The sequence below is a fragment of the Limosilactobacillus gastricus PS3 genome (assembly GCF_000247775.1).
GTDB classification, from domain to species: Bacteria; Bacillota; Bacilli; order Lactobacillales; family Lactobacillaceae; genus Limosilactobacillus; species Limosilactobacillus gastricus_A.
In genome coordinates this window covers 33,718-54,438 of the sequence record NZ_AICN01000062.1, presented here as the reverse complement: position 1 = coordinate 54,438, position 20,721 = coordinate 33,718, and the positions used below count along the sequence as shown (strand labels likewise).

Genomic DNA, 20,721 nt, shown 5'->3' with positions numbered 1-20,721 from the left:
GGGGTAAGTATGGTTCGATTGGTACTAGTTCGCCATGGGCAAAGCCAAGCGAATTTGGATAATATCTTTACCGGCTGGACGGATGTTCCTTTAACCCCCTTAGGTTATCAGCAGGGGATTCAAGTTGGGCAAAAATTTGCACAACGTCAGTTTAGTTTTACAGATGTCCATACTTCATATATGCAACGGGCGATCATTACCGCTAATCTAATTCTGGAACAATTGGATCTGTTGGATCTACCAATTCATAAGACCTGGCGATTGAACGAACGGCATTATGGGGCCTTGAGTGGTCAAAATAAATTAGCGGTTAAAGCGAAAGTTGGTACAGCTCAATTTAAGGCTTGGCGCCGGGGCTATCGGGCTTTGCCACCCCGACTTGATCAGCCACACCATGATCGGCGCTACGATCGGCTAGGTGTTCAGGAACCCCTTAGTGAAAGTCTGCAAATGACTTTGGAGCGGTTACTTCCCTATTGGGAGGATCAGATTGCGCCACGTTTGTTAGATCAACGAGATCAATTAATCGTGGCCCATGGTAGTTCCTTGCGAGCCTTAATTAAATACTTAGAGGGCATCCCAGATGATCAGATTGATCAGGTTGAAGTACCTAATGGGCGACCCATTATATATGAACTCAACGATCACTTGGTTATCCAAGCAAAAGAAATTATGGACGGTGAAGAGTATGCCAATTAAAGAATTGACTAATAATCCAACCTGGGCAGGACAGTTGCGCTTAATTGAGCGGGTTGCTTATGCCTGCGCGGATGGCGAGCCCCAATATTTATCAATATTAGCCCCCTGGGTGCAACGTTACCCAACGACTAGAACGACGCCACGCCCCTTAATCGTTTTTGTTCAAGGGAGTTCGTGGCGCCTGCCAACCTTAGGAGAGCAAATCCCTCAATTGGTTGATTTTGCCAAGCAAGGCTATATTGTAGCGACAGTTCAACATCGTAACTCCTTAGATGGGCATCCTTTTCCGGCCTTTTTAGAAGATGTTAAAACGGCGATTCGGTATTTACGCGCCCATGCTGATGAATACATGATTGATCCTAACCGAGTCGCCATTTGGGGAACCTCATCCGGCGCTAATACTGCTCTGCTAGTGGGCTTAACTGGGAATGATCAACGCTATCAAACTCAAGATTATCCAGATCAATCTGATGCCGTATCAGCGGTGGTATCTTGTTTTGCGCCTACTGATGTCCAAGATACCTTCCAATATACTGCCATGGTACCAGGAAACGATGTCTTACAGTATGCCTTGTTTGGCCCCGATCAATCGAAATGGGATGAATTAAAGATCGCGATGAGTCCGGTTCATCAAATTAAGGCTGGCGTCATTTATCCACCGTTTTTGCTCTTCCACGGCGATCAAGACAAGACGGTCCCATATAAAGAGATGGAAACCATGTATCAAGCTCTGGTTGATCAGGGAGCGTTGGTTGAAGCTTATCGAGTCAAAGGGGCTGATCATGAGCGCGATTTTTGGAGCGCGGCGGTCTACGAAACAGTTTTAGAATTTTTAAATCGATACGAACAAGAAGGGAAGCATTAATATGACTTTGGTAATTTCAAAAGAAGATTTAGCATCATTTCATCATGCTTATCAAGCCCGGCCAGAAAGTAAGGTATTAGAACGGACGGTTACTAAAAATGGGGTCCAAGCAGCTAGTTTTGATTGGCATTCCATTGCTGATAATGACCAACATTTTTCCATTGATCTATCGACTGGGGAAGTGGCCGACCAAAAACAATCTGGACGGTGTTGGATGTTTGCGGCTCTTAATACGATGCGCCATGACATGCAAGCAAAATTTAACTTGCCAGATGACTTTGAATTATCCCAGTCGTACCAATTTTTCTGGGACAAATTTGAAAAAGCAAATTACTTTTATGAAAATGTTTTAAAAACGGCGGACCTGCCAACGGATGATCGGCGCGTTGCTTGGTTGATGACCACGCCTCAACAAGATGGCGGACAATGGGATATGTTGGTAGCCCTGATTGAAAAGTATGGGGTCGTGCCACAATCAGCGATGCCCGAATCCTATAATTCGAGTCGTTCAAACGAAATTAACGGAGTTTTAAACCAAAAGTTACGTCACGATGCGGTGATCTTACGTGATTTGGTCGCTCAAGGGGCAAGTGAGGCAGATTTAACGGCTACCCGGAAAACAATGATGCAAGATGTCTACCGGATGTTAGCCTATGCCTTTGGCGAACCAGTAGCCAACTTTGATTTTGAATATCGCGATAAAGATAAGCAATATCACCGGGAAGCTAACTTGAGCCCCCAAAGTTTCTTTAGTAAGTATGTTGGCTGGAACCTGGATGACTACATTTCTGTTATCCATGCCCCAACTAAAGATAAGGAATATTACCGAACATACACGATTGAAATGTTAGGAAATGTCGTTGGTAGTCGACCAGTTAAACATTTAAATTTACCAATGAATGAATTTAAGCAATTAGCCGTTGACCAGTTGAAGGCGGGAGAGAGTGTTTGGTTTGGGTCCGATGTCTCTAAGGAATCCGAACGGAAACTCGGGATTATGGCCTTGGGCACCTATGGTTACGAAGACCTCTTTGATACTCAATTAACGATGTCAAAGGAAGATGCCTTAGATTATGGTCAAAGTATGATGAACCATGCGATGGTCCTAACGGGAGTCGATCTCGTTGATGACCAACCAACGAAATGGAAGGTTGAAAATTCATGGGGGACTAAAGTGGGGGAAAAGGGCTACTTTGTCATGAGTGACGCCTGGATGGATAAGTATTGTTACCAAGTCGTGGTTAACAAGCGGTTCTTATCTGACCAACAGGCTGCGGCCCAAGCCCAAGCTCCAGAAGTCTTAAAGCCATGGGATCCAATGGGAACATTAGCTTAAATGATAGTATTATATTTAGTTGGCTTTTTAATTGTTTTACGGTTCGCGCGCAAGTCGAATGAATACGAAAAAGTCACACGTTTTGAATATTTTACCTTGCCGGTGCTCTCCCTAGTGATGATTGCCTTTGCTTGGCATGAAATTAGCCAACACTGGTTAGCTTTTATTGTCGTGCTGATTGTGAGTGCTTTAATTGGTAGCTACCAAACTACTAGTGCTCAAATTAAATATAGTGGGCAATTAAATCGACGTGGTCTACCCGAGATCTCCTTAAAGAAAGGTCGTAACTATCTGATTGGGTGGTGTCTAATTGTCATCATTGGTTTTATCGGTGATTCCATTTTGAATGCGGAACTCAGCTGGTCGAACTTTATGCAGGCTTTTTTTGTTGAAGCCTTGCGAGAATTAGTAATGGTATTTCGCTTTACCCATCCGACCGAATGGTTTATCTGGACCCTTTCAGCGGGATCCAGTATTACTTATACGATTACTCTATTGTATAAAGGGATTAATCGCCGACGGCAGTTACTAGCTCGAATTCATAATGAATAAAATGAATCCAGAATCGCGTACTTGAGTGATTCTGGATTTATTTGTAAGAAATACATAGCGTGCTATTGACTTTTGAATAATACATAGCATGCTATGTATTATGGGAGGCGATGAAATGAACAGTATCGGATCTAATATTAAATACATTAACGACCAGATGATTCAACGAATGAATTACAATTTAAAGCATGATAATTTAACGGCAACACAATTAAATTGTTTAATTCAGTTAGACCAGAATCAGCGTTCCAGTTTGGAATCGAAGGAATTAGAAAAATTATTACGGGTTTCCCAACCAACCGTGGCCGGAATAGTTCAACGTTTAGGCGCCAAAGGATTAATTTCAACCCTTAATTCTCCGGAGGATCGACGAGTAAAATTGATCCAATTAACGACCGCAGGGATGGAATTAATTGATAAAGCTAAAGAAGATATGCAACGAGCGGATCGGGAATTAGTTGTGGCTTTAACGGATGAAGAACAAGCTATTTTTGCTACTTTGTTAGAAAAGATAGCCCAATCGCTAGCTGATCATCATGAAGTATAAAGGATAAAGAGGGTGAGAGTATGATTAGAATTTTAAAATACCTGTCGAAGCGAGAATGGGGATATGTAGGGATTTCCATTGTCTTTATCGTTTTACAAGTTTGGCTAGATTTGAAATTGCCAAGTTATATGTCGGCCATCACGACTTTGGTCGAAACGTCTGGTAGTAAAATGAGTGATATTTTACTACAGGGGGGATATATGTTACTTTGTGCCCTTGGTAGTATGGCCGCGGCCACGATCACGGGATACTTTGTTGCTAAAGTAGCGGCGGGGTTATCGAGAACTTTACGATCATTAACCTATAATCAGATTTTAGATTTTTCCAATGCTGAAATTGGTCATTTTTCCACCGCTAGTTTAATTAATCGGTCTACCAACGATATTGTCCAAATTCAAAACCTAGTAGCGATGGGCTTACAAGCAATTGTTAAAGCACCCATCATGGCTATTTGGGCCTTAACCTTGATTATTGATAAAAGTTGGCAATGGACGGCATCAACTGGGATTGCGGTATTGGTATTAGTGGTAATGCTAGCCCTGGTCTTACTTGTGGCGGTTCCGCGGTATCGGCGGGTTCAATCGTTGACCGATAATTTAAATCGGGTAACGCGGGAACAACTTACGGGGATCCGGGTAGTACGGGCATATAATGCCGAACGATATGAAGAAGAGAAGTTTGATCAAGCTAATGACGAACTGACAAATAATAATTTAGTAGCTAACCGAGTGATGGCGCTGATGTCGCCAACGATGACCCTGATTAACTCGGGATTAACTTTGGCGATCTATTGGATTGGCGCTTATCTTATCGAAGCGGCGAGTTTATCAAGTAAGCTACCCCTCTTTTCGGATATGGTGGTCTTCTCCAATTATGCTATGCAGGTAATCATGGCCTTTATGTTATTGAACATGATCTTTATTCTGCTTCCTCGGGCTCAAGTATCAGCTAAGCGGATCATTCAGGTCTTGACGACGCCGATTTCCATTCAAGATGGTCAAGGAGGTACGCCAAAACGGCAGGGACAAGTAGAGTTCAAACATGTTTCCTTTACTTATCCCGGAGCCCAAGAAAGTTCCTTATCCGATGTTAGCTTCTCCGTAAAACCAGGATCAACCTTGGCAATTATTGGGGCCACTGGATCTGGGAAAACGACCTTGGTGAATTTAATTAATCGTTTATATGATGTTACGGACGGGCAGGTGTTAGTGGACGGGCAAGATGTTCGCGACTATCAATTAGCTGAATTACGGCAACGGGTGTCCTTGGCTCCGCAAAAAGCGACCCTCTTCAAGGGGACAATTGCTTCCAATGTTAGCTATGGTGATCGCGGTACCGGTGAAATTTCGTCGACTCAAATTGATATGTCGCTTGCGGCGGCCCAAGCGACAGAGTTTGTGCAACAAAAAGCAGAAGGTATTAATGAACCAATTTCGCAAGGCGGGACAAATGTTTCTGGTGGGCAGCGGCAACGGCTGTCGATTGCGCGCTCTTTGGCAGGTAATGCCGAAATTATGATTTTTGATGATACCTTCTCGGCCCTTGATTATCGGACGGATGCTCAATTACGTCACGACCTAAACCAAGAATTTACTCAAGAAACCAAGATTATCGTGGCTCAACGGATCGGGACTATCCGGGACGCCGACCAAATTTTGGTCCTTGACCATGGTCAAATCGTTGGCCAAGGGACGCATGAGGAATTATTAGCCAATAGTCCTGAGTATCTTGAAATTGCTGAGTCGCAATTATCACCAGATGAGTTAAAGAAATAGGGGGGTGGGAGCATGAATAATATGTCTGTTAGGGAAAAGTCTACTGAAAAATTTTCATTAGCGGGAATTGCGCGGTATTTTAAGCCTTATACGGTGATGTTGATTGTTGCCGCTCTCTTGTCAATTGTCGGCTCTATTCTCAATCTGATTGGGCCACGCTTAATTAGCCAAATTACGAATTATATTTCAGCCGGTCTTCATGGCACCATTAAGCTAAGCACCATTGGCCACTTGGGCATGATTTTAGCCATTATGTATGCCTTAGGCTTCGTTTTTAATTACGTGCAAGGTTACATGATGGCGACAATTGCCCAACGGGTCTCGCAGGATATGCGGATTGATATTTCGCGGAAGATTAATCGGCTCCCCTTAAGATATTTTGATCAGAATTCAACTGGTGATATTTTAAGTCGGGTGACTAATGATGTGGACACCGTTGGCCAATCGATGAACCAAAGTTTATCAACGGTGATTTCGTCCTTAACCATGTTTTTTGGTTCGGCCATCATGATGTTTGCGACGAATTGGCTTATGGCGATTGCTGGAATTGTGACAGCTTTACTAGGCTTTACGATTATGATGTTTGTGATCGCACGTTCGCAAAAGTATTTTAAGCAACAACAAGATCTACTAGGTGAAGTTAACGATCAAGTGGACGAGACTTTTTCAGGTCACCTTGTGGTTAAAGCTTATAATGGCGAGCAGTACGAAAAAGGACGCTTTGCCAATAAAAATCAGCGTTTATACCAGGCTGCCTGGAAGAGTCAGTTCTTGTCCGGGATGATGATGCCGATGATGATTTTTGTTGGTAACCTGGCTTATGTGGTTGTTTGTATCGTGGGGGCGGTTTTAGCCGTTCAAGGCAGCATTTCCTTTGGGACAATTGTGGCCTTCATGTTGTATATTCGCTTGTTTACTCAACCGCTACAGAACCTTTCGCAGGCCGTAAGCAGTGTGCAATCCATGGCAGCTGCTAGTCAACGGGTACTTGAGTTCATGCAACAACCAGAATTAGCTGATGAAAGTGGTAAGGTGGCATCGATTGAGCCAGTCGAGGGCCAAGTTGACTTTGATCACGTTAGCTTTGGTTATGATCCTGATCAGGTCATTATCAAGGACTTTAATGAAGCTGTTCAACCTGGGCAAAAAGTGGCGATTGTTGGTCCGACGGGGGCTGGAAAAACCACGATTGTGAATTTGTTGATGCGGTTTTACGAAACCAATCAGGGGCAAATTCGAATTGATGGTCACAATACGGCAGACTTGAAACGCGCCTTGGTCCATGATCAATTCGCGATGGTTCTGCAAGATACTTGGCTCTTTGAAGGGACTTTGCGCGATAACCTGGTTTATAATCGGGAACACATTAGTGATCAGCAACTTGATACGGTTATGGAAGCAGTGGGCTTAACGGATCTAGTTGAACAATTGCCACAAGGCTACGACACGGTCTTGCTGGATGATGAAATGTTATCAGCTGGACAAAAGCAATTAATTACCATTGCGCGGGCGATGCTTAAAGATGCGCCATTATTGATTTTAGATGAGGCCACCAGTAGTGTTGATACCCGAACGGAATTAAAAGTCCAAAAGGCGATGGATAAGTTGATGACTGATAAAACAAGTTTTGTAATCGCCCATCGTTTATCAACGATTCGCGATGCTGACTTGATTCTGGTAATGAATCATGGGAACGTGATTGAAAGTGGGACGCATGAAGAATTATTAGCTCAAGAGGGCTTCTATGCTGATCTTTATAATAGTCAATTCGAAGCCGGATAAGATTACAAAAACTGGGAAGAAATTTATGGCATTGTAGCCTAAATTTCTTCCCAGTTTTGTGTTTAGTCTTTAACGTGAATGGTCTCAGGACCTTGCTCACGTCCGATAATAATATCATTAATCCGGTGGATGAATAAGCCATGTTCAACGACGCCGACCATGTTAATCAATTCTTGATCCAGGGCGTTAACGTCATCAATTGGTCCGGGATGGACATCGATGATTACATTATTTTCATCCGTCCGGTAAAGCTGGTCACTATCCTTTGCTAGACGCCAGGTTGGCTTTAAGCCTTTTTGTTCTAAGCGCCGGAAAACATGGCTAGCACCATAGGGCACGATTTCAACTGGTACCCCGAAACTGCCAATCCGTTCGGTTAGTTTTGATTCATCCACAATCCAAATATTTTGATCGGAAGCGGTGTTAACGATCTTTTCCCAAAGCATGGAGCCTCCGCCACCTTTAATGCCGTTGAAATTTTCGTCAACTTGATCAGCCCCATCAATGGTGAGATCTAAGTGATCAACATCGTCAAGCCCAACCAAAGGGATACCGAGTTCATTGGCTTGCCTCGTTGTGATGCTGGAGGTGGTGACGCAAGTGACTTGCAAGCCTTCCTCACGCATCCGTTTGCCAAGGCCATCAACTAAGTGCTTGACCGTCGAGCCTGTTCCTAAACCGATCTTCATGCCGGGCTTAATGAATGGTAAGGCGGCTAAACCAACCATCTTTTTTAATTCATCTTGTGTCATTTTAACTCCCATTTGGTTAATTAGTAGGTGAAACTAGTAAATGTTGATATTCAGGGTGCCGGTCAAACTGGTCTTGAGCATAGGGACACATTAATTTAACTTGATAATGATGCTGATCCGCGTATGCTACAAAGCGCTCGACTAGTTGAGCCGCAATCCCTTGTCCGCGATAAGCGGGGTTGACAAAAGTACGTTCCACAACAACGCGGTGTTGACTTTCGTTAACAGTGGGAAAGGTGATTTCACCGATCAAGGTGCCATCCTCATCGCGTAAGGTGATTTGGTTAGCTGCTTCTTGCCATTGCATTTCAATTTACCTACTTTAATTTGAGATTTGTCTTCATCCATTGTGACTGATTGACAGGGGAAAAGTCAATCCTTGAATCCGTTAAAATTACTGAGTTCATGTTACAATAGTAAGCGACTATTTTAATTATCGGAGGAGTAAGATGAAGCGTGGATTTCAAGTGGTTAGCTTTAAGGCTGATCAAAAAATTAATCTTCCCCAACGCCAGACTCAACAAGCGGCTGGTTATGATCTCGAAGCAGCAGAAGATTTTGTACTACCATCAATTTGGAAGGGGAATTTCTTAAAGACTTTATGGAAGATCCATCAACAAAAGGAGCTAACAAATGACGACATCACCCAGGCGGATCAGTCTTTAAAACCATATTTAGTGCCAACGGGGATCAAGGCTTACATGCAGGCCGATGAAGTCTTGATGTTGTTTAACCGTTCCAGTGGCCCCCTGAAGCGGCGACTAGTTTTACCAAATAGTGTGGGCATTATTGATGCCGATTATTACAATAACCCTCAAAATGAAGGGGAAATCTTTGTGCAACTCTTAAATTATGGTTTAACTGATTATCATATTAAAAAGGGTGAACGGATTGCGCAAGGAATTTTCATGCCATACTTAACAGCTGATGAAGAGCTACAACCATCCCAAAAACGGCAAGGTGGATTTGGATCAACAAAAAAATAAGAGGAGGGGTCAAGTATGGCGAAAGCAAAAGTGCATTATGTTTGCCAGAACTGTGGTTATAACTCGCCCCGCTTTTTAGGGCGTTGTCCAAATTGTGGTGAGTGGAACACCCTAGTTGAAGAGGTGGAACAAACCAGTGTGGCTGCAGCGACTAAGGCTACAACTACATTGACGGGGATTGTGGCTCGTCCCCAAAAAATTAATGAAATTGACACGAAAAAGACGCCACGGGTTAAAACTAAATTACGCGAATTAAATCGGGTCCTAGGGGGCGGGATTGTACCAGGTTCGTTAGTTTTGATTGGGGGAGATCCCGGGATTGGGAAATCGACCCTGTTGCTACAAGTTTCTGGACAGCTCAGCCTGGAAAATCACCCCGTTTTATATATTTCGGGGGAAGAAAGCGCGAATCAAATTAAGATGCGGGCTCAACGAATCGCAGTTTCGGGGGACAATTTTTATATTTATCCAGAAACTAATATGGATAGCATTCGCGCTACGATTGATAATTTGAAACCCGAATATGTGGTCATTGATTCGGTCCAAACCATGCAAGCATCAGGGGTTGAATCTGCCATTGGGAGTGTCGCGCAAATTCGAGCCGTTACCGCTCAATTAATGCAGATTGCTAAGGGTGAAAACATTACCGTGTTCGTGGTTGGCCATGTGACCAAGGGTGGGACGATTGCGGGTCCTAAAATTTTGGAACACATGGTTGATACAGTCCTTTATTTTGAGGGGGACTCTCATCATACTTACCGGATTTTACGGTCGGTTAAAAATCGGTTCGGGTCCACTAATGAATTAGGTATCTTTGAAATGCATGATACGGGATTAACCGAGGTGGCCAATCCCTCGGAGATGTTTTTGGAAGAACGCTTAAAAGATGCTACCGGATCGGCAGTAGTTGTTTCCTTGGAAGGGACGCGGCCGATTCTAGTAGAGGTGCAGGCCTTGATTACGCCCACCGTATTTGGGAATGCCCAGCGAACCGCATCAGGTTTAGATCGAAATCGGGTTTCGTTAATCATGGCCGTCTTGGAAAAGCGGGCTAATTTACTCTTACAAAATCAGGATGCCTATTTACAAGCGGCTGGGGGCGTGAAGTTAAACGAACCGGCGATTGATCTAGCTCTAGCCATCAGTATTGCTTCGAGTTATCGTGACAAAGGGACCCGACCAACGGATGCTTTTATTGGTGAATTAGGTTTGACGGGGGAAGTTCGGCGAGTAAGTCGGATTGAACAACGAGTGGCCGAAGCCGCTAAATTGGGTTTTAAACGGGTCTTTATCCCGAAAAATAATTTGCAACATTGGACACCACCGACCAATATTGAAGTGGTTGGGGTTGCCACCATTAATGAAGCTTTAAAATTAGCTTTATCTTAAGGAGCCCCTTTTCTTTTCAATGGTGGGGCGCTAAACTATTACATGATATAAATTGATAGAAAGAGGCATGCGTTTTGGCTAAAAATAAAGTACGGGTGCGGTATGCACCTAGTCCAACCGGACATTTACATATTGGAAATGCACGGACAGCATTATTTAACTATTTGTTTGCTCGGCATTACAAGGGACAATTCATTATTCGAATTGAAGATACTGATACTAAGCGGAATATCGAAGATGGTGAACGGAGTCAATTAGATAATCTGAAGTGGATGGGGCTAGATTGGGATGAAGGCCCGGATAAGGGGGGCGACTTTGGCCCTTATCGTCAATCGGAACGGCGTGACTTATATGACCAATACATCCAACAACTATTAGATCAAGATTTGGCCTACAAATCTTACATGACGGAAGATGAATTAGAGGCGGTTCGGGAACGGCAAAAGGCTAATCATGAAATGCCCCATTATGAGTATGAATACGCTGGGATGTCGGCGGATGAAATTGCAAGTGCCCAAGCTGCAGCGGAAGCCAAGGGTCTCAAACCGGTTATTCGTTTCCGCGTTCCTAATGACGCTGTCTATGAATGGGACGACCTAGTGAAGGGCCATTTATCCTTTGAATCATCCTCGGTTGGTGGAGATTTCGTTATTCAAAAGCGGGATGGGATGCCAACTTACAACTTTGCCGTTGTGGTTGATGATCATTTGATGCAGATTACACACGTCTTTCGTGGTGATGATCATGTGTCCAATACCCCCAAGCAAATGATGATTTATGAAGCATTGGGTTGGGATGTACCTAAGTTTGGTCATATGTCATTGATCATCAATACGGAAACGGGGAAGAAATTATCTAAGCGGGATGAATCAATTCTGCAATTTATCGAACAATACCGTGATTTAGGTTACTTACCGGAAGCGCTGGTTAACTTTATCGTTCTCTTGGGTTGGTCCCCAGAAGGTGAAGATGAAATCTTTAGCTTAAAAGAATTCGTTAAGATGTATGATGAAAAGCGGTTAAGCAAGTCTCCGGCGGCCTTTGATCGGAAGAAGTTACGGTGGATTAACAATCAATACATGAAGTTATCTTCGGCGGATGAAGTCTTTAATGCGGCCATGCCACAATTGATTGAAGCCGGCTTGATGGAAAAGCATGCTGATCCATACCAAATGGAATGGATGCGCCGGCTGGTTGAACTGTTTAAGCGTGAAATTTCTTATGCGCATGAAATTATTGATTATGTGAAGCCGTTTGTACATGGCCCAGCGGATATTGATGATGACGCCAAAGAAGAGATGAAGGCGGAAACAGCAGTGGTGGTCTTAAAGGCCTTCCGCGATAAGATTGCGGCCATGGACTTTATGGATGCTACGTCGGTATTAGCGGCCATTAAAGCGGTTCAAAAAGAAACGAAGATCAAGGGACGGCAACTTTGGATGCCAATTCGGATTGCCGTGACGCATGAATCACACGGCCCCGAACTACCAGAAAGTATTGAATTGTTTGGTCAAAAGACGACCTTAGAACATCTGGATACAATGATTGACCGCATTGAAAATAATCAACTTTAAGAGGTTGAAGCTGTGAAATAGGCTATGAGAGTGGAAAGGAATGTTAATTAGCATTTCTTTCCACTCTCTTTTTATACTCCGGCAAGGGGGTCATGATTTTAATTTGAAAATGCCATTCGGCTTGAATCATTTTTAAGAGCTTTTGGAAGTCTTTAGGTCGCGCATGTTGGAGTTGGATCACGATGATGGTGCTAATCGCCGGTTTTTTTAAATTGTTAGTGGTAAAAGCAATGTTGTAACAATCAAAAAGAGGATAGTAGCTAACTTCAATTTGATAGACGGTGTTTGACACTGGCTTAAAGAGTTGAGTAACCCGTTGATTAAATAGTTGCTGATAGTAATTTAATTGGTGTCCCATTACACTTTCCACCTTTCGGGTTGGTCTTGGCTATATTATAGCGAGAAATAGGATTTTGCACAAACGTATGTTCGATTAAACTACAAAAAAAGACAGTGACCAAAAGTCACTGCCGAGGAGTATTACGATATCTTGGGGGAGATTTCGTAAAATTTATTTTTCGGTTACTATTGGGAGGAGTAATTGAAAAATAATAGGTTTCGGTTATTGTAGTATATTTATACTACACGTATATATTATCAATCATTTATGAAGATTTCATGATTAAAAGGTAAAAATAATCAAATTTTCAATTTGAAGGGAAATAAAGCCGTCATCTTGGGAATGTGGTAAGATAATAACTATCAAAATTAACGATTTTTGGAGGTCGACAGATGTTAAAAATTTATAATACCCTTTCACGTCAAAAAGAAGTCTTTCAACCAATGACCCCGGGAGTAATTAAGATGTACGTCTGTGGACCAACCGTCTACAACTATATCCATATTGGCAATGCCAGGAGCATTGTAGCTTTTGATACCGTTCGCCGTTATTTTGAATTTCGCGGGTATGAAGTTCAATATGTGTCTAACTTTACGGACGTTGACGATAAGATGATTAAGGCCGCTAAAGAAGAAGGGATTACGGTCCCCCAATTAGCTGATCGATATATTCAAGCCTTTAATGAAGATACGACAGCGCTTAATGTAGAACCGGCCACGGACCATCCGCGGGCCACGGAGTATATTCCGCAAATCATCACTTTTGTGCAAAAATTAATTGATAACGGTTATGCCTATGTCGTGGATGGTGACGTATACTACCGTGCTCGTCACTTTAAAAATTATGGAGCGCTGTCTGGTCAGTCCATTGATGACTTGGAAACCGGTGCCAGTGAACATGTTGATCCGGAAGAAGTTGCGAAAAAAGAAGACCCACTTGATTTTGCCCTCTGGAAAGCCGCTAAACCAGGAGAAATTAATTGGGAATCACCGTGGGGTAAAGGCCGTCCGGGATGGCATATCGAATGTTCAGTTATGTCGACCGATCATTTTGGGCCGACCTTTGATATTCATGCTGGGGGGCAAGATTTGCAATTCCCGCATCATGAAAATGAAATTGCCCAAAGTGAAGCAGCGACGGGTGAAAAATTTGTTAATTATTGGATGCATAATGGCTTTGTGACCATCGGTCAGGATAATGAAAAGATGAGTAAGTCTTTGGGCAACTTTGTGACCGTCCATGATCTCTTGAAGGCAGAAGATCCTCAGGTAATTCGCTTCTTTATGGCCACCACTCACTATCGACGTCCTATTCAGTATAGTCAAGCCAATCTCGATGAGGCGCGCGCCAATCTGGAACACTTACGGAACACCTTTCACAATTTGCAATATCGACTCAAAGACGCCACTTCGGGGACGGATGGCGATGTCCAACGTCAGTTAGCCCAATTTAGGGATCGGTTTACTGAAGTTATGGATGATGATATTAATGTCGCTAATGGAATTGCTGTCGTGTATGAATTGATGAAGTTTGCCAATCAGTATGTTGAACAAGCCGCGGTTCAACGGGAACCTTTAGTGGCAATTCAAGTAATGTTGAAAAAGCTTTTGCAGGTTTTTGGGATTGAAATTAGTTTAGAAGCCCAATCGCAAGATCAAGAGATTGAAGCGCTTATCAAGCAACGGGACGCCGCGCGGGCTGCTAAAGATTTTGCGCTGAGTGATCAAATTCGGGATACCTTAAAAGCGCGGGGAGTTATTATTGAAGATACGCCACAAGGGACTCGGTATAGAAAGGAATAAGTGATGGCAACAGTTGATCAACGGCAATTAAATGGGATTGCATTAGCTTATCTCGGTGATGCTGTGTATGAAGTGTTTATTCGACAACGACTGTTAGATTTGGGAATGAGTAAACCGGATCGGCTTCAAAAAAAAGCCACCCATTACGTTTCAGCCAAGGCTCAAGCGGCTTTAGTCGATTTAATGGCGGATGAAGATATCTTAACGGAAGTTGAGTGGGCCTACTATAAACGCGGTCGGAATGCGAAAAGTTATACCCATGCGAAAAATACTTCGATTTTAACTTACCGTCAATCAACGGGGTTTGAGGCCTTGTTTGGTTATTTAAAAGTGACGGAACAAACGGAGCGAATTGAAGAATTAGCTTCTTGGTGTATTCATCAAGTGGAAAGAGGACGGACAGAACAAAATGACAAGTGAACAAACGGGAGAATTTATTATTGGTCGTCATCCAGCAGTCGCGGCCTTAAAATCCGATCAAGCCGTTAATAAGGTTTTCATCCAAAAGGGCCTGAAATCCGATGCCTTAGGTCAAATCATTCAGTTAGCCAAAGAACGTCAATTGATTATTTCTAACGTACCTAAGGCGAAGCTTGATCAAATGACGGATCATCAAAATCATCAAGGAGTGGTTTTGGCGGTGGCGGCTTATCAATATGCGCAAATCGATGATCTCTTTGCAAATGCTGAAGCACATCAAGAAGCACCTTTCTTTTTGATTTTGGATGAATTGGCGGATCCCCATAATTTAGGGTCAATTTTACGAACGGCGGATGCTGCCGGGGTTCACGGGATTATTATTCCGAAACGGCGGTCGGTTGGTTTGACGGCAGTGGTAGCCAAGACTTCCACTGGGGCAATCGAACACGTCCCGGTGGCCCGAGTCACGAATCTGGTACAAACAGCCAAGGAACTCCAACAACGGGGAGTCTGGTTGTTTGGGACTGATATGCAGGGGACGGATTACCGGCAGTGGCAAGCCAACGGACCAGTTGCTTTAGTTATTGGAAATGAAGGCAAAGGAATCTCACCGTTATTAAAGAAAACCTGTGATGAAATGCTAACCATCCCGATGATTGGGCACGTCCAAAGTTTAAATGCTAGTGTGGCTGCTAGTTTACTGATTTATCAGGGATTTAATAGTCGGCACCCCTCAGCAAAATGATAATCAAAAAGGCCCCGATACGGAGCCTTTTCTTAATACGGTTAGTGATTGAGTTCATAGGCGACCCGGCGAGGTTCGATCAGGTCAGTTGGTACTTTAACGTAGCCACGTTGTTGAAAGCCTAATTTAGTGATTAGGTGCTGCATGACGACATTATTAAGGCCAGTATCAATCCGATAATCTAAAATACCTTCATTCAGTGATTCTCGGATGAGGAGTTGCATAAATGGCGTCACCAGGTGTTTTCCTTGATGGGATTTTGCCACTGCAATCCGGTGAATCGCTACATAAGGTTGATCATTGATTTTCCAGGACCCATCAATTTTTTCATACGAAGGGTCGGGTCCGCTAACCATAGCAGCATAACCAACTACTTGTTCTTGATGAACTAAGACCCAAGCGTGGTGCGCTGCTAAATCGTCGTTGATGGTGGATTGATTAGGATATTCACCCTGCCACTGGGTACTACCCGCCGCCTTTAAAGTTTGGCGGGCATCCTCGATGATGCCCATGATGGTAGCTAAATCAGCTGGTTGAGCTAATCTAATATATGTTTCCGTCATTCGACGACCTCCTTGAATTTTTTAGCTTTTCTATTATAAGAGATTCATTGCAGAAGGTCATTAGTTATGGCTTAAAATTTGATAAAATGTTGATAATATTTTAAGGGACAACCAATATGAAGTATGATAATTTAATTTTTGATTTGGATAATACCTTATTTGATTTCGATGCTGGGGAACACCAAGCACTTACGGAATTATTCCGGCGTCATCAGTGGTCGTTACCCGATGATCGGCGGCAACGATATTTGCAATATAATAAGGGACTATGGCGGATGACCGAACGTGGCGAAATCACTAAAGATCAGCTCTTTCAAAACCGCTTTAAGGATTTTATTTGGGCGGAATTTGCGATCAAAATCGGCCCCGAAGTTGACCAAGAATACCTAAACTTATTAGCTCATCAGGCCCAATTACTTCCAGGAGCGATGGAAACGCTACGGCTCGCTAAGGAATTAGGCTTTGAAATGAATGTGATTACTAATGGTGCTAAGTTAACCCAAGCCCAACGGTTAGAATTATCAGGGATTAAACCCTATTTCAATACGATTATCATTTCGAGTGAGGTCGGAATTGAAAAGCCAGACCCGCAGATTTTTGCGACCCTGTTTGAACAACAACACCTGCAAAAACAGGGATCCTTAATGATTGGTGATGGAGTGGCTTCGGATTTGACCGGGGCCCAACAGTTTGGGATTGACAGTCTTTGGTATAACATTTATCAAGAAACATTGCCAAAGGAGCTGTCGGTGAAGTATCAGGTCATGAATCATGATCAGCTGCAAGCGACCCTGCGGAAAATTGCGAAAAGCGATGCTTAAATGCGGTATAATGAAACATGAATTGAAATTAGAAAGGATCATGCATTATGGCAAAAATTGAAACCGAAGTTGAAAGTTTTGAATTAGATCATACGAAAGTAAAAGCTCCTTATGTGCGATTAATTACTGTGGAAGAAGGACCAAAGGGCGATAAGATTTCTAACTTTGATCTACGGCTGACCCAACCAAACGAAACAGCCATTCCAACGGGTGGTTTGCACACGATTGAACACCTCCTGGCCGGCTTATTACGTGACCGGATGGATGGGGTGATTGATTGTTCACCATTTGGTTGCCGGACTGGTTTCCACTTAATTATGTGGGGTGAACACTCGACAACTGAAGTGGCTAAAGCCTTGAAATCATCATTAGCAGCGATTGCTAATGATATTGAATGGTCAGATGTACCGGGAACGACCATTGAAAGTTGTGGGAACTATCGGGACCACTCTTTGTTCTCCGCCAAGGAATGGAGTAAAGCGATCTTAGCTCAAGGTATCAGTGATGATCCATTCACGCGGCACGTGGTCGACTAAGCTGAGTTATGAATGATGAACCTCGAAGGATCATGATAGCCTCCGAGGTTCTATTATTAAATGAGGAATGCAGATGATAACATGGGTTGTGATCGTCGTTTTATTGGTTGGCTTTTTTACCATGATGATCGGGATTAATCGAGGATGGTGGCGAGGGCTTGACCAATGGGCTTTTTTGCACGTTACTAATCAACAAGATCACCGGTTCTGGCATCAAGTGGCTTTTTTGGGCCAACCTTGGTTGACGGTAGGATGGATCATTGCCATTAGTCTGTGGTGGTTATTACAGGGTCAGTGGCTGCTGACTATCTGGACTTTAGGTGTCCTGGGAATTGCCAATGTAATTGGGATCATTACTAAAAAAGTAGTTAGTCGCACCCGACCGGTGGGTCATTTGCCACATGATGATGATTTTAGCTTTCCCAGTGGACATGTCCTAGGACTAACGCTTTTAGTGAACCTGTTAATTTTTTATTGGCCATCTTGGGGGGTCGTTTTACTAGCTGTCTTGTGGTGGCTGTTGGTGGCCAGCTCACGGTTAGTGTTGCGAGCACATCATTTATCAGATTTAATCGGAACCCTTTGTTTTGCCCAAGCATGGTTCTTAATCTGTGATAAATTATTAACATTAGTATGGTTAAAGTTTTAAGAGGTACAAGATGGAAGCACAATTAGTCCAATTTCATATCGAACTAAATTATGGGAATATTCAAATGCCCCATGGCCCCCAAGGGATTAATCTAGAATTTTTGGCAGTTGATAAGTATGTTGCCATTAATCAGCAGGGCATTCCGCAATTTAAGGAGGCCTATGGTGAAAAATTAACTGCCATTATCAAAAAGTTTGAAGAATTCTGTGGCTTTCAACTTAAACAAGCCCCAGATGTTCATCCAACACCATCCTTTCACCGCTTGGAGATTTATAATGATTTGTTAAAGTACATCGTGAACTTGATTCAGGATCAATTTAACGTGGCGAACGAAATGGAATTGATCGACGTTCACTTAATTGGAGATTTTTCCGTCTACCAGGGAGGCCAAGCAACATCATTGCAAAAAGAGGCTAACCGTCTCCGGGTTGCTTCGATTCAGGCAACTCAACAACGTTTAATGGCTCTAAAAGGCCAAGCTAATCAAGCGAAGACCAACTAAAAGGAGTTGCCGATCGGCAACTCCTTTTTTAAATGAATTTCGCAATATTGACGCCCAAAATGTGGGAGTTTAAAATAGCAATGGTATATATCTTTGTATATTAATTAGGGCTTAATCATCAATAAAAAAGGGAAATTGGGGATAAGAAGATTATGAAATATTGTCGGAAATGTGGAACGAAACTGGCGGAGGGCGATGCTTTTTGTACCCATTGTGGTGCAGCAGTGAATCCAAGTAAATTCCAATCGACTGGTAAAATAAATGTCGGTCGACAATCAGTAAAAAGGTTCTGGTGGATTACTGGACTGCTTGTCATTGTAGTAATACTAGCATTAATCCTTTTTGTTCGTGGAAATAAAGGATCCAGTAAGGTTAGCCAAAATACCAGCTCCGCTGAGATAAGTTCAAGTATTACCAGTAAAACATCAACTAGTTCCGATAAAACTAGTCAAACATCTAGTTCAAGTACAAGTACAACAACGGCCGTTGATGACAAGACGGTTGGTGTTTTAGTGGCTTTGCTATATAGCCCAGATTGGTTTAAGGAATGGGTGAACCAAGGAGAGATGACGTATGGTGTAGCGAGTTCAGATTCTGGTGACCTCGAAGGTTATAGCTATATTACCGCAGGGGGGACGGCATCTAGCTATCTGTACTACAAATTAGATGGCGATACGGTTACTTATAAATATTATCCGAGTGCTGTTGAAAGTATTACTAAAATTGTTTCCCTAGCTCAACTGGAAAAAGATTATTATGTAACGCAGTCGCAAAAGGATGAGGTTAACGGTTACGTTAATAAGTTGAAGACCGAGTAAAAAGTGCTAAATTAGGGTTAACTAGATAATAGTAAAAAAGAGTTGCCGATCGGCAACTCTTTTAGTTAAGTTTCTTCATCACATCCGCCGTAGCTTGGGCGTAATCTTCAACCAGGTTTTCACCATTTTCTTGCGTGGCATTGTTATCAGTGTAGATAGCAATGACGTAGTTTTGCCCATTTGAAAGGGTGACCTGACCAATACTATTAATGATCCATTTAGTTTTGGCATTGTAGTATAGCCAGCCGTTTTTATTGTAATAGGATTTACTACCAGCAGAGATTCCCCAACGCTGGTCGGCTTCCACATTGTACATCAGGTCCTTAATGTAATCTTGGGAATCATCATTTAAATAAGATGATGAGTAAAAGATTTGGCGAAGGACTCGTAATTGATCGGCCTCTGTAGTAGTGGTAACTCCAAATGTTTTTCCTAGCTTTCGAATTGGTCATTCCTAATTCGGTAAACATTTCTTGGAGCCCAGTGCGATTGAGATAATTTTTACCATAAAACATTGAGGCCGCATCATTATTGGAATTAACGATCATGGCCTCAGCACTACTTTTCTCACTATCAGTTAATTTACCATTTTGATTGTGAAGTACGGCGGCTAAGATATCAACTTTCACCGAACTATCGGTATAAAATTTATGGTTTTTACTATTGGTGTAACTATAGGTATTTTTAGTGGTAGGTGAATAGATGGCGATCGAAACATGTTGATTCGGATTGGCTTTGGCTACTGATCGCCAAGCACGATGTAATTGAACTGATAATGTTAGATTGGTAATCGGTGAAGTGGTCTTTTGACTAGACTGCGATTTAGCACTAGAACTAGTACTCGATGCTGTTTGGCTAGTCGAAGAGATGCGTGGTAAGGATGGATTAGTTAATACAAATGCGAGGATTGCTGCGATGACAATAAAAAGACCGCTGATAATATAGGGGAGTCGATGTGGAGTTGCACTCCCCTGAGCGGAATTCCGAGATCGTTCAAAGGGGCTTTTTGGCAAGATTTTTTCTTCCTTCATTTTAGACTATTAAAATAGTTTATCACGAATATCTTTGGACAATGGTAAAATAAGTTTGAAACTTAAATGAATTCCGGTGAGAGGATTGGGCATGAAAAAGAACTGGACACATTTTAAAGGAGTCCTCTGGGATAATTTTATGGCGCTCATGCAGCTGTTTGCTGGTGAGGATGATTTTATTCGCCATGGTAGTAAAAAATGGCAACAACGCCAGCAAAAAAAGTGAAGAGCATGCGC

Annotated in this window: 25 protein-coding genes; 19 read left to right on the top strand and 6 right to left on the bottom strand. The window is 42.8% G+C overall.

The window, feature by feature from the left end; genetic code table 11:
- Positions 1-9 precede the first annotated feature (9 nt).
- From PS3_RS07040 to PS3_RS07010, 7 genes are all read left to right on the top strand, one after another.
- Positions 10-699 carry a 2,3-bisphosphoglycerate-dependent phosphoglycerate mutase gene (locus PS3_RS07040; protein WP_007122500.1) on the top strand — a complete coding sequence of 230 codons (690 nt, stop codon included), beginning with the start codon at positions 10-12 and terminating at the stop codon, positions 697-699.
- Positions 689-1,564: an alpha/beta hydrolase gene (locus PS3_RS07035; RefSeq protein ID WP_007122499.1), complete on the top strand. Its 876-nt coding sequence runs from the start codon at positions 689-691 to the stop codon at positions 1,562-1,564. Before PS3_RS07040 ends, PS3_RS07035 begins: the two co-directional genes overlap by 11 nt.
- 1 nt (position 1,565) lies before the next feature.
- A complete protein-coding gene (locus PS3_RS07030) occupies positions 1,566-2,900 on the top strand; it encodes a C1 family peptidase (protein WP_007122498.1) in 1,335 nt (444 codons plus the stop codon).
- A complete protein-coding gene (locus PS3_RS07025) occupies positions 2,901-3,452 on the top strand; it encodes a hypothetical protein (RefSeq protein WP_040468535.1) in 552 nt (183 codons plus the stop codon).
- Between the two features lie 115 nt (positions 3,453-3,567).
- Positions 3,568-3,999, top strand: a complete 432-nt coding sequence (locus PS3_RS07020) for a MarR family winged helix-turn-helix transcriptional regulator (protein WP_040468533.1) — start codon at positions 3,568-3,570, stop codon at positions 3,997-3,999.
- 20 nt (positions 4,000-4,019) lie between these two features.
- Complete coding sequence (locus PS3_RS07015; RefSeq protein ID WP_040468532.1) at positions 4,020-5,774, top strand: ABC transporter ATP-binding protein; 1,755 nt, start codon at positions 4,020-4,022, stop codon at positions 5,772-5,774.
- A 21-nt stretch (positions 5,775-5,795) separates the two neighbouring features.
- Positions 5,796-7,556, top strand: a complete 1,761-nt coding sequence (locus PS3_RS07010) for an ABC transporter ATP-binding protein (RefSeq protein WP_007122496.1) — start codon at positions 5,796-5,798, stop codon at positions 7,554-7,556.
- Positions 7,557-7,618: 62 nt separating this feature from the next.
- Here PS3_RS07010 and rpiA read toward each other — a convergent pair whose 3' ends face one another.
- Entirely contained in the window at positions 7,619-8,308 is a 690-nt protein-coding gene (gene rpiA, locus PS3_RS07005) for a ribose-5-phosphate isomerase RpiA (protein ID WP_007122495.1), read from the bottom strand.
- Positions 8,309-8,324: 16 nt separating this feature from the next.
- The gene (locus PS3_RS07000; protein WP_040468530.1) at positions 8,325-8,615 is read right to left on the bottom strand and encodes a GNAT family N-acetyltransferase; all 291 of its coding nucleotides are present in this window, start codon (positions 8,613-8,615) and stop codon (positions 8,325-8,327) included.
- A gap of 142 nt (positions 8,616-8,757) precedes the next feature.
- On the opposite strand from PS3_RS07000, the gene PS3_RS06995 reads away from it, so the two are divergent.
- The 3 genes from PS3_RS06995 to gltX all read left to right on the top strand — a co-directional run bounded on the left by PS3_RS06995 (position 8,758) and on the right by gltX (position 12,257).
- Positions 8,758-9,294 (top strand): dCTP deaminase/dUTPase family protein, encoded by a 537-nt coding sequence (locus PS3_RS06995; RefSeq protein ID WP_007122494.1) that lies wholly within the window; start codon positions 8,758-8,760, stop codon positions 9,292-9,294.
- A 15-nt stretch (positions 9,295-9,309) separates the two neighbouring features.
- On the top strand, positions 9,310-10,683 hold the full coding sequence (gene radA, locus PS3_RS06990) for a DNA repair protein RadA (protein ID WP_007122493.1): 1,374 nt from the start codon (positions 9,310-9,312) through the stop codon (positions 10,681-10,683).
- A gap of 74 nt (positions 10,684-10,757) precedes the next feature.
- A complete protein-coding gene (gene gltX, locus PS3_RS06985; RefSeq protein ID WP_007122492.1) occupies positions 10,758-12,257 on the top strand; it encodes a glutamate--tRNA ligase in 1,500 nt (499 codons plus the stop codon).
- 43 nt (positions 12,258-12,300) lie between these two features.
- Here the strand turns inward: gltX and PS3_RS06980 are convergent, their stop codons facing one another.
- Complete coding sequence (locus PS3_RS06980; protein ID WP_040468528.1) at positions 12,301-12,615, bottom strand: hypothetical protein; 315 nt, start codon at positions 12,613-12,615, stop codon at positions 12,301-12,303.
- A gap of 374 nt (positions 12,616-12,989) precedes the next feature.
- On the opposite strand from PS3_RS06980, the gene cysS reads away from it, so the two are divergent.
- The 3 genes from cysS to rlmB are packed head-to-tail and all read left to right on the top strand — an operon-like array spanning position 12,990 to position 15,564.
- Positions 12,990-14,399, top strand: a complete 1,410-nt coding sequence (cysS, locus tag PS3_RS06975) for a cysteine--tRNA ligase (protein ID WP_007122491.1) — start codon at positions 12,990-12,992, stop codon at positions 14,397-14,399.
- 3 nt (positions 14,400-14,402) lie between these two features.
- Complete coding sequence (locus PS3_RS06970) at positions 14,403-14,819, top strand: Mini-ribonuclease 3 (protein WP_007122490.1); 417 nt, start codon at positions 14,403-14,405, stop codon at positions 14,817-14,819.
- On the top strand, positions 14,809-15,564 hold the full coding sequence (gene rlmB, locus PS3_RS06965; RefSeq protein WP_007122489.1) for a 23S rRNA (guanosine(2251)-2'-O)-methyltransferase RlmB: 756 nt from the start codon (positions 14,809-14,811) through the stop codon (positions 15,562-15,564). Before PS3_RS06970 ends, rlmB begins: the two co-directional genes overlap by 11 nt.
- A gap of 41 nt (positions 15,565-15,605) precedes the next feature.
- On the opposite strand, the gene PS3_RS06960 is transcribed toward rlmB, so the two are convergent.
- Positions 15,606-16,127: a GNAT family N-acetyltransferase gene (locus PS3_RS06960; RefSeq protein ID WP_007122488.1), complete on the bottom strand. Its 522-nt coding sequence runs from the start codon at positions 16,125-16,127 to the stop codon at positions 15,606-15,608.
- A 116-nt stretch (positions 16,128-16,243) separates the two neighbouring features.
- On the opposite strand from PS3_RS06960, the gene PS3_RS06955 reads away from it, so the two are divergent.
- The 5 genes from PS3_RS06955 to PS3_RS06935 all read left to right on the top strand — a co-directional run bounded on the left by PS3_RS06955 (position 16,244) and on the right by PS3_RS06935 (position 19,453).
- Positions 16,244-16,948, top strand: a complete 705-nt coding sequence (locus PS3_RS06955; RefSeq protein WP_050950885.1) for a YjjG family noncanonical pyrimidine nucleotidase — start codon at positions 16,244-16,246, stop codon at positions 16,946-16,948.
- A 47-nt stretch (positions 16,949-16,995) separates the two neighbouring features.
- Positions 16,996-17,484 (top strand): S-ribosylhomocysteine lyase, encoded by a 489-nt coding sequence (locus PS3_RS06950; RefSeq protein ID WP_007122486.1) that lies wholly within the window; start codon positions 16,996-16,998, stop codon positions 17,482-17,484.
- 73 nt (positions 17,485-17,557) lie between these two features.
- Positions 17,558-18,133, top strand: a complete 576-nt coding sequence (locus tag PS3_RS06945; protein WP_007122485.1) for a phosphatase PAP2 family protein — start codon at positions 17,558-17,560, stop codon at positions 18,131-18,133.
- A 10-nt stretch (positions 18,134-18,143) separates the two neighbouring features.
- The gene (locus PS3_RS06940; RefSeq protein ID WP_040468525.1) at positions 18,144-18,635 is read left to right on the top strand and encodes a hypothetical protein; all 492 of its coding nucleotides are present in this window, start codon (positions 18,144-18,146) and stop codon (positions 18,633-18,635) included.
- Between the two features lie 152 nt (positions 18,636-18,787).
- Positions 18,788-19,453, top strand: a complete 666-nt coding sequence (locus PS3_RS06935) for an Lreu_0056 family protein (RefSeq protein ID WP_081478417.1) — start codon at positions 18,788-18,790, stop codon at positions 19,451-19,453.
- 61 nt (positions 19,454-19,514) lie between these two features.
- Here PS3_RS06935 and PS3_RS09940 read toward each other — a convergent pair whose 3' ends face one another.
- Both PS3_RS09940 and PS3_RS09935 read right to left on the bottom strand, forming a co-directional pair.
- The gene (locus PS3_RS09940) at positions 19,515-19,769 is read right to left on the bottom strand and encodes a hypothetical protein (protein WP_050950884.1); all 255 of its coding nucleotides are present in this window, start codon (positions 19,767-19,769) and stop codon (positions 19,515-19,517) included.
- A 28-nt stretch (positions 19,770-19,797) separates the two neighbouring features.
- A complete protein-coding gene (locus PS3_RS09935) occupies positions 19,798-20,466 on the bottom strand; it encodes a serine hydrolase (protein ID WP_050950883.1) in 669 nt (222 codons plus the stop codon).
- 109 nt (positions 20,467-20,575) lie between these two features.
- On the opposite strand from PS3_RS09935, the gene PS3_RS10810 reads away from it, so the two are divergent.
- Complete coding sequence (locus tag PS3_RS10810) at positions 20,576-20,710, top strand: hypothetical protein (protein WP_268869370.1); 135 nt, start codon at positions 20,576-20,578, stop codon at positions 20,708-20,710.
- Positions 20,711-20,721 lie beyond the last annotated feature (11 nt).

Bases quoted from the DNA above. Each gene is read 5' to 3' on its own strand.
- rlmB (WP_007122489.1), top strand. From the start codon at position 14,809: ATGACAAGTGAACAAACGGGAGAATTTATTATTGGTCGTCATCCAGCA.
- PS3_RS06950 (WP_007122486.1), top strand. From the start codon at position 16,996: ATGGCAAAAATTGAAACCGAAGTTGAAAGTTTTGAATTAGATCATACG.
- PS3_RS07025 (WP_040468535.1), top strand. From the start codon at position 2,901: ATGATAGTATTATATTTAGTTGGCTTTTTAATTGTTTTACGGTTCGCG.
- PS3_RS07010 (WP_007122496.1), top strand. From the start codon at position 5,796: ATGTCTGTTAGGGAAAAGTCTACTGAAAAATTTTCATTAGCGGGAATT.
- PS3_RS06980 (WP_040468528.1), bottom strand. From the start codon at position 12,615: ATGGGACACCAATTAAATTACTATCAGCAACTATTTAATCAACGGGTT.
- PS3_RS07015 (WP_040468532.1), top strand. From the start codon at position 4,020: ATGATTAGAATTTTAAAATACCTGTCGAAGCGAGAATGGGGATATGTA.
- PS3_RS07035 (WP_007122499.1), top strand. From the start codon at position 689: ATGCCAATTAAAGAATTGACTAATAATCCAACCTGGGCAGGACAGTTG.
- PS3_RS09940 (WP_050950884.1), bottom strand. From the start codon at position 19,769: ATGTACAATGTGGAAGCCGACCAGCGTTGGGGAATCTCTGCTGGTAGT.
- PS3_RS06945 (WP_007122485.1), top strand. From the start codon at position 17,558: ATGATAACATGGGTTGTGATCGTCGTTTTATTGGTTGGCTTTTTTACC.
- PS3_RS06960 (WP_007122488.1), bottom strand. From the start codon at position 16,127: ATGACGGAAACATATATTAGATTAGCTCAACCAGCTGATTTAGCTACC.
- PS3_RS07040 (WP_007122500.1), top strand. From the start codon at position 10: ATGGTTCGATTGGTACTAGTTCGCCATGGGCAAAGCCAAGCGAATTTG.
- rpiA (WP_007122495.1), bottom strand. From the start codon at position 8,308: ATGACACAAGATGAATTAAAAAAGATGGTTGGTTTAGCCGCCTTACCA.
- PS3_RS07000 (WP_040468530.1), bottom strand. From the start codon at position 8,615: ATGCAATGGCAAGAAGCAGCTAACCAAATCACCTTACGCGATGAGGAT.
- PS3_RS07030 (WP_007122498.1), top strand. From the start codon at position 1,566: ATGACTTTGGTAATTTCAAAAGAAGATTTAGCATCATTTCATCATGCT.
- PS3_RS06935 (WP_081478417.1), top strand. From the start codon at position 18,788: ATGAAATATTGTCGGAAATGTGGAACGAAACTGGCGGAGGGCGATGCT.
- PS3_RS06940 (WP_040468525.1), top strand. From the start codon at position 18,144: ATGGAAGCACAATTAGTCCAATTTCATATCGAACTAAATTATGGGAAT.
- PS3_RS06970 (WP_007122490.1), top strand. From the start codon at position 14,403: ATGGCAACAGTTGATCAACGGCAATTAAATGGGATTGCATTAGCTTAT.
- cysS (WP_007122491.1), top strand. From the start codon at position 12,990: ATGTTAAAAATTTATAATACCCTTTCACGTCAAAAAGAAGTCTTTCAA.
- PS3_RS06995 (WP_007122494.1), top strand. From the start codon at position 8,758: ATGAAGCGTGGATTTCAAGTGGTTAGCTTTAAGGCTGATCAAAAAATT.
- radA (WP_007122493.1), top strand. From the start codon at position 9,310: ATGGCGAAAGCAAAAGTGCATTATGTTTGCCAGAACTGTGGTTATAAC.
- PS3_RS07020 (WP_040468533.1), top strand. From the start codon at position 3,568: ATGAACAGTATCGGATCTAATATTAAATACATTAACGACCAGATGATT.
- PS3_RS10810 (WP_268869370.1), top strand. From the start codon at position 20,576: ATGAAAAAGAACTGGACACATTTTAAAGGAGTCCTCTGGGATAATTTT.
- PS3_RS06955 (WP_050950885.1), top strand. From the start codon at position 16,244: ATGAAGTATGATAATTTAATTTTTGATTTGGATAATACCTTATTTGAT.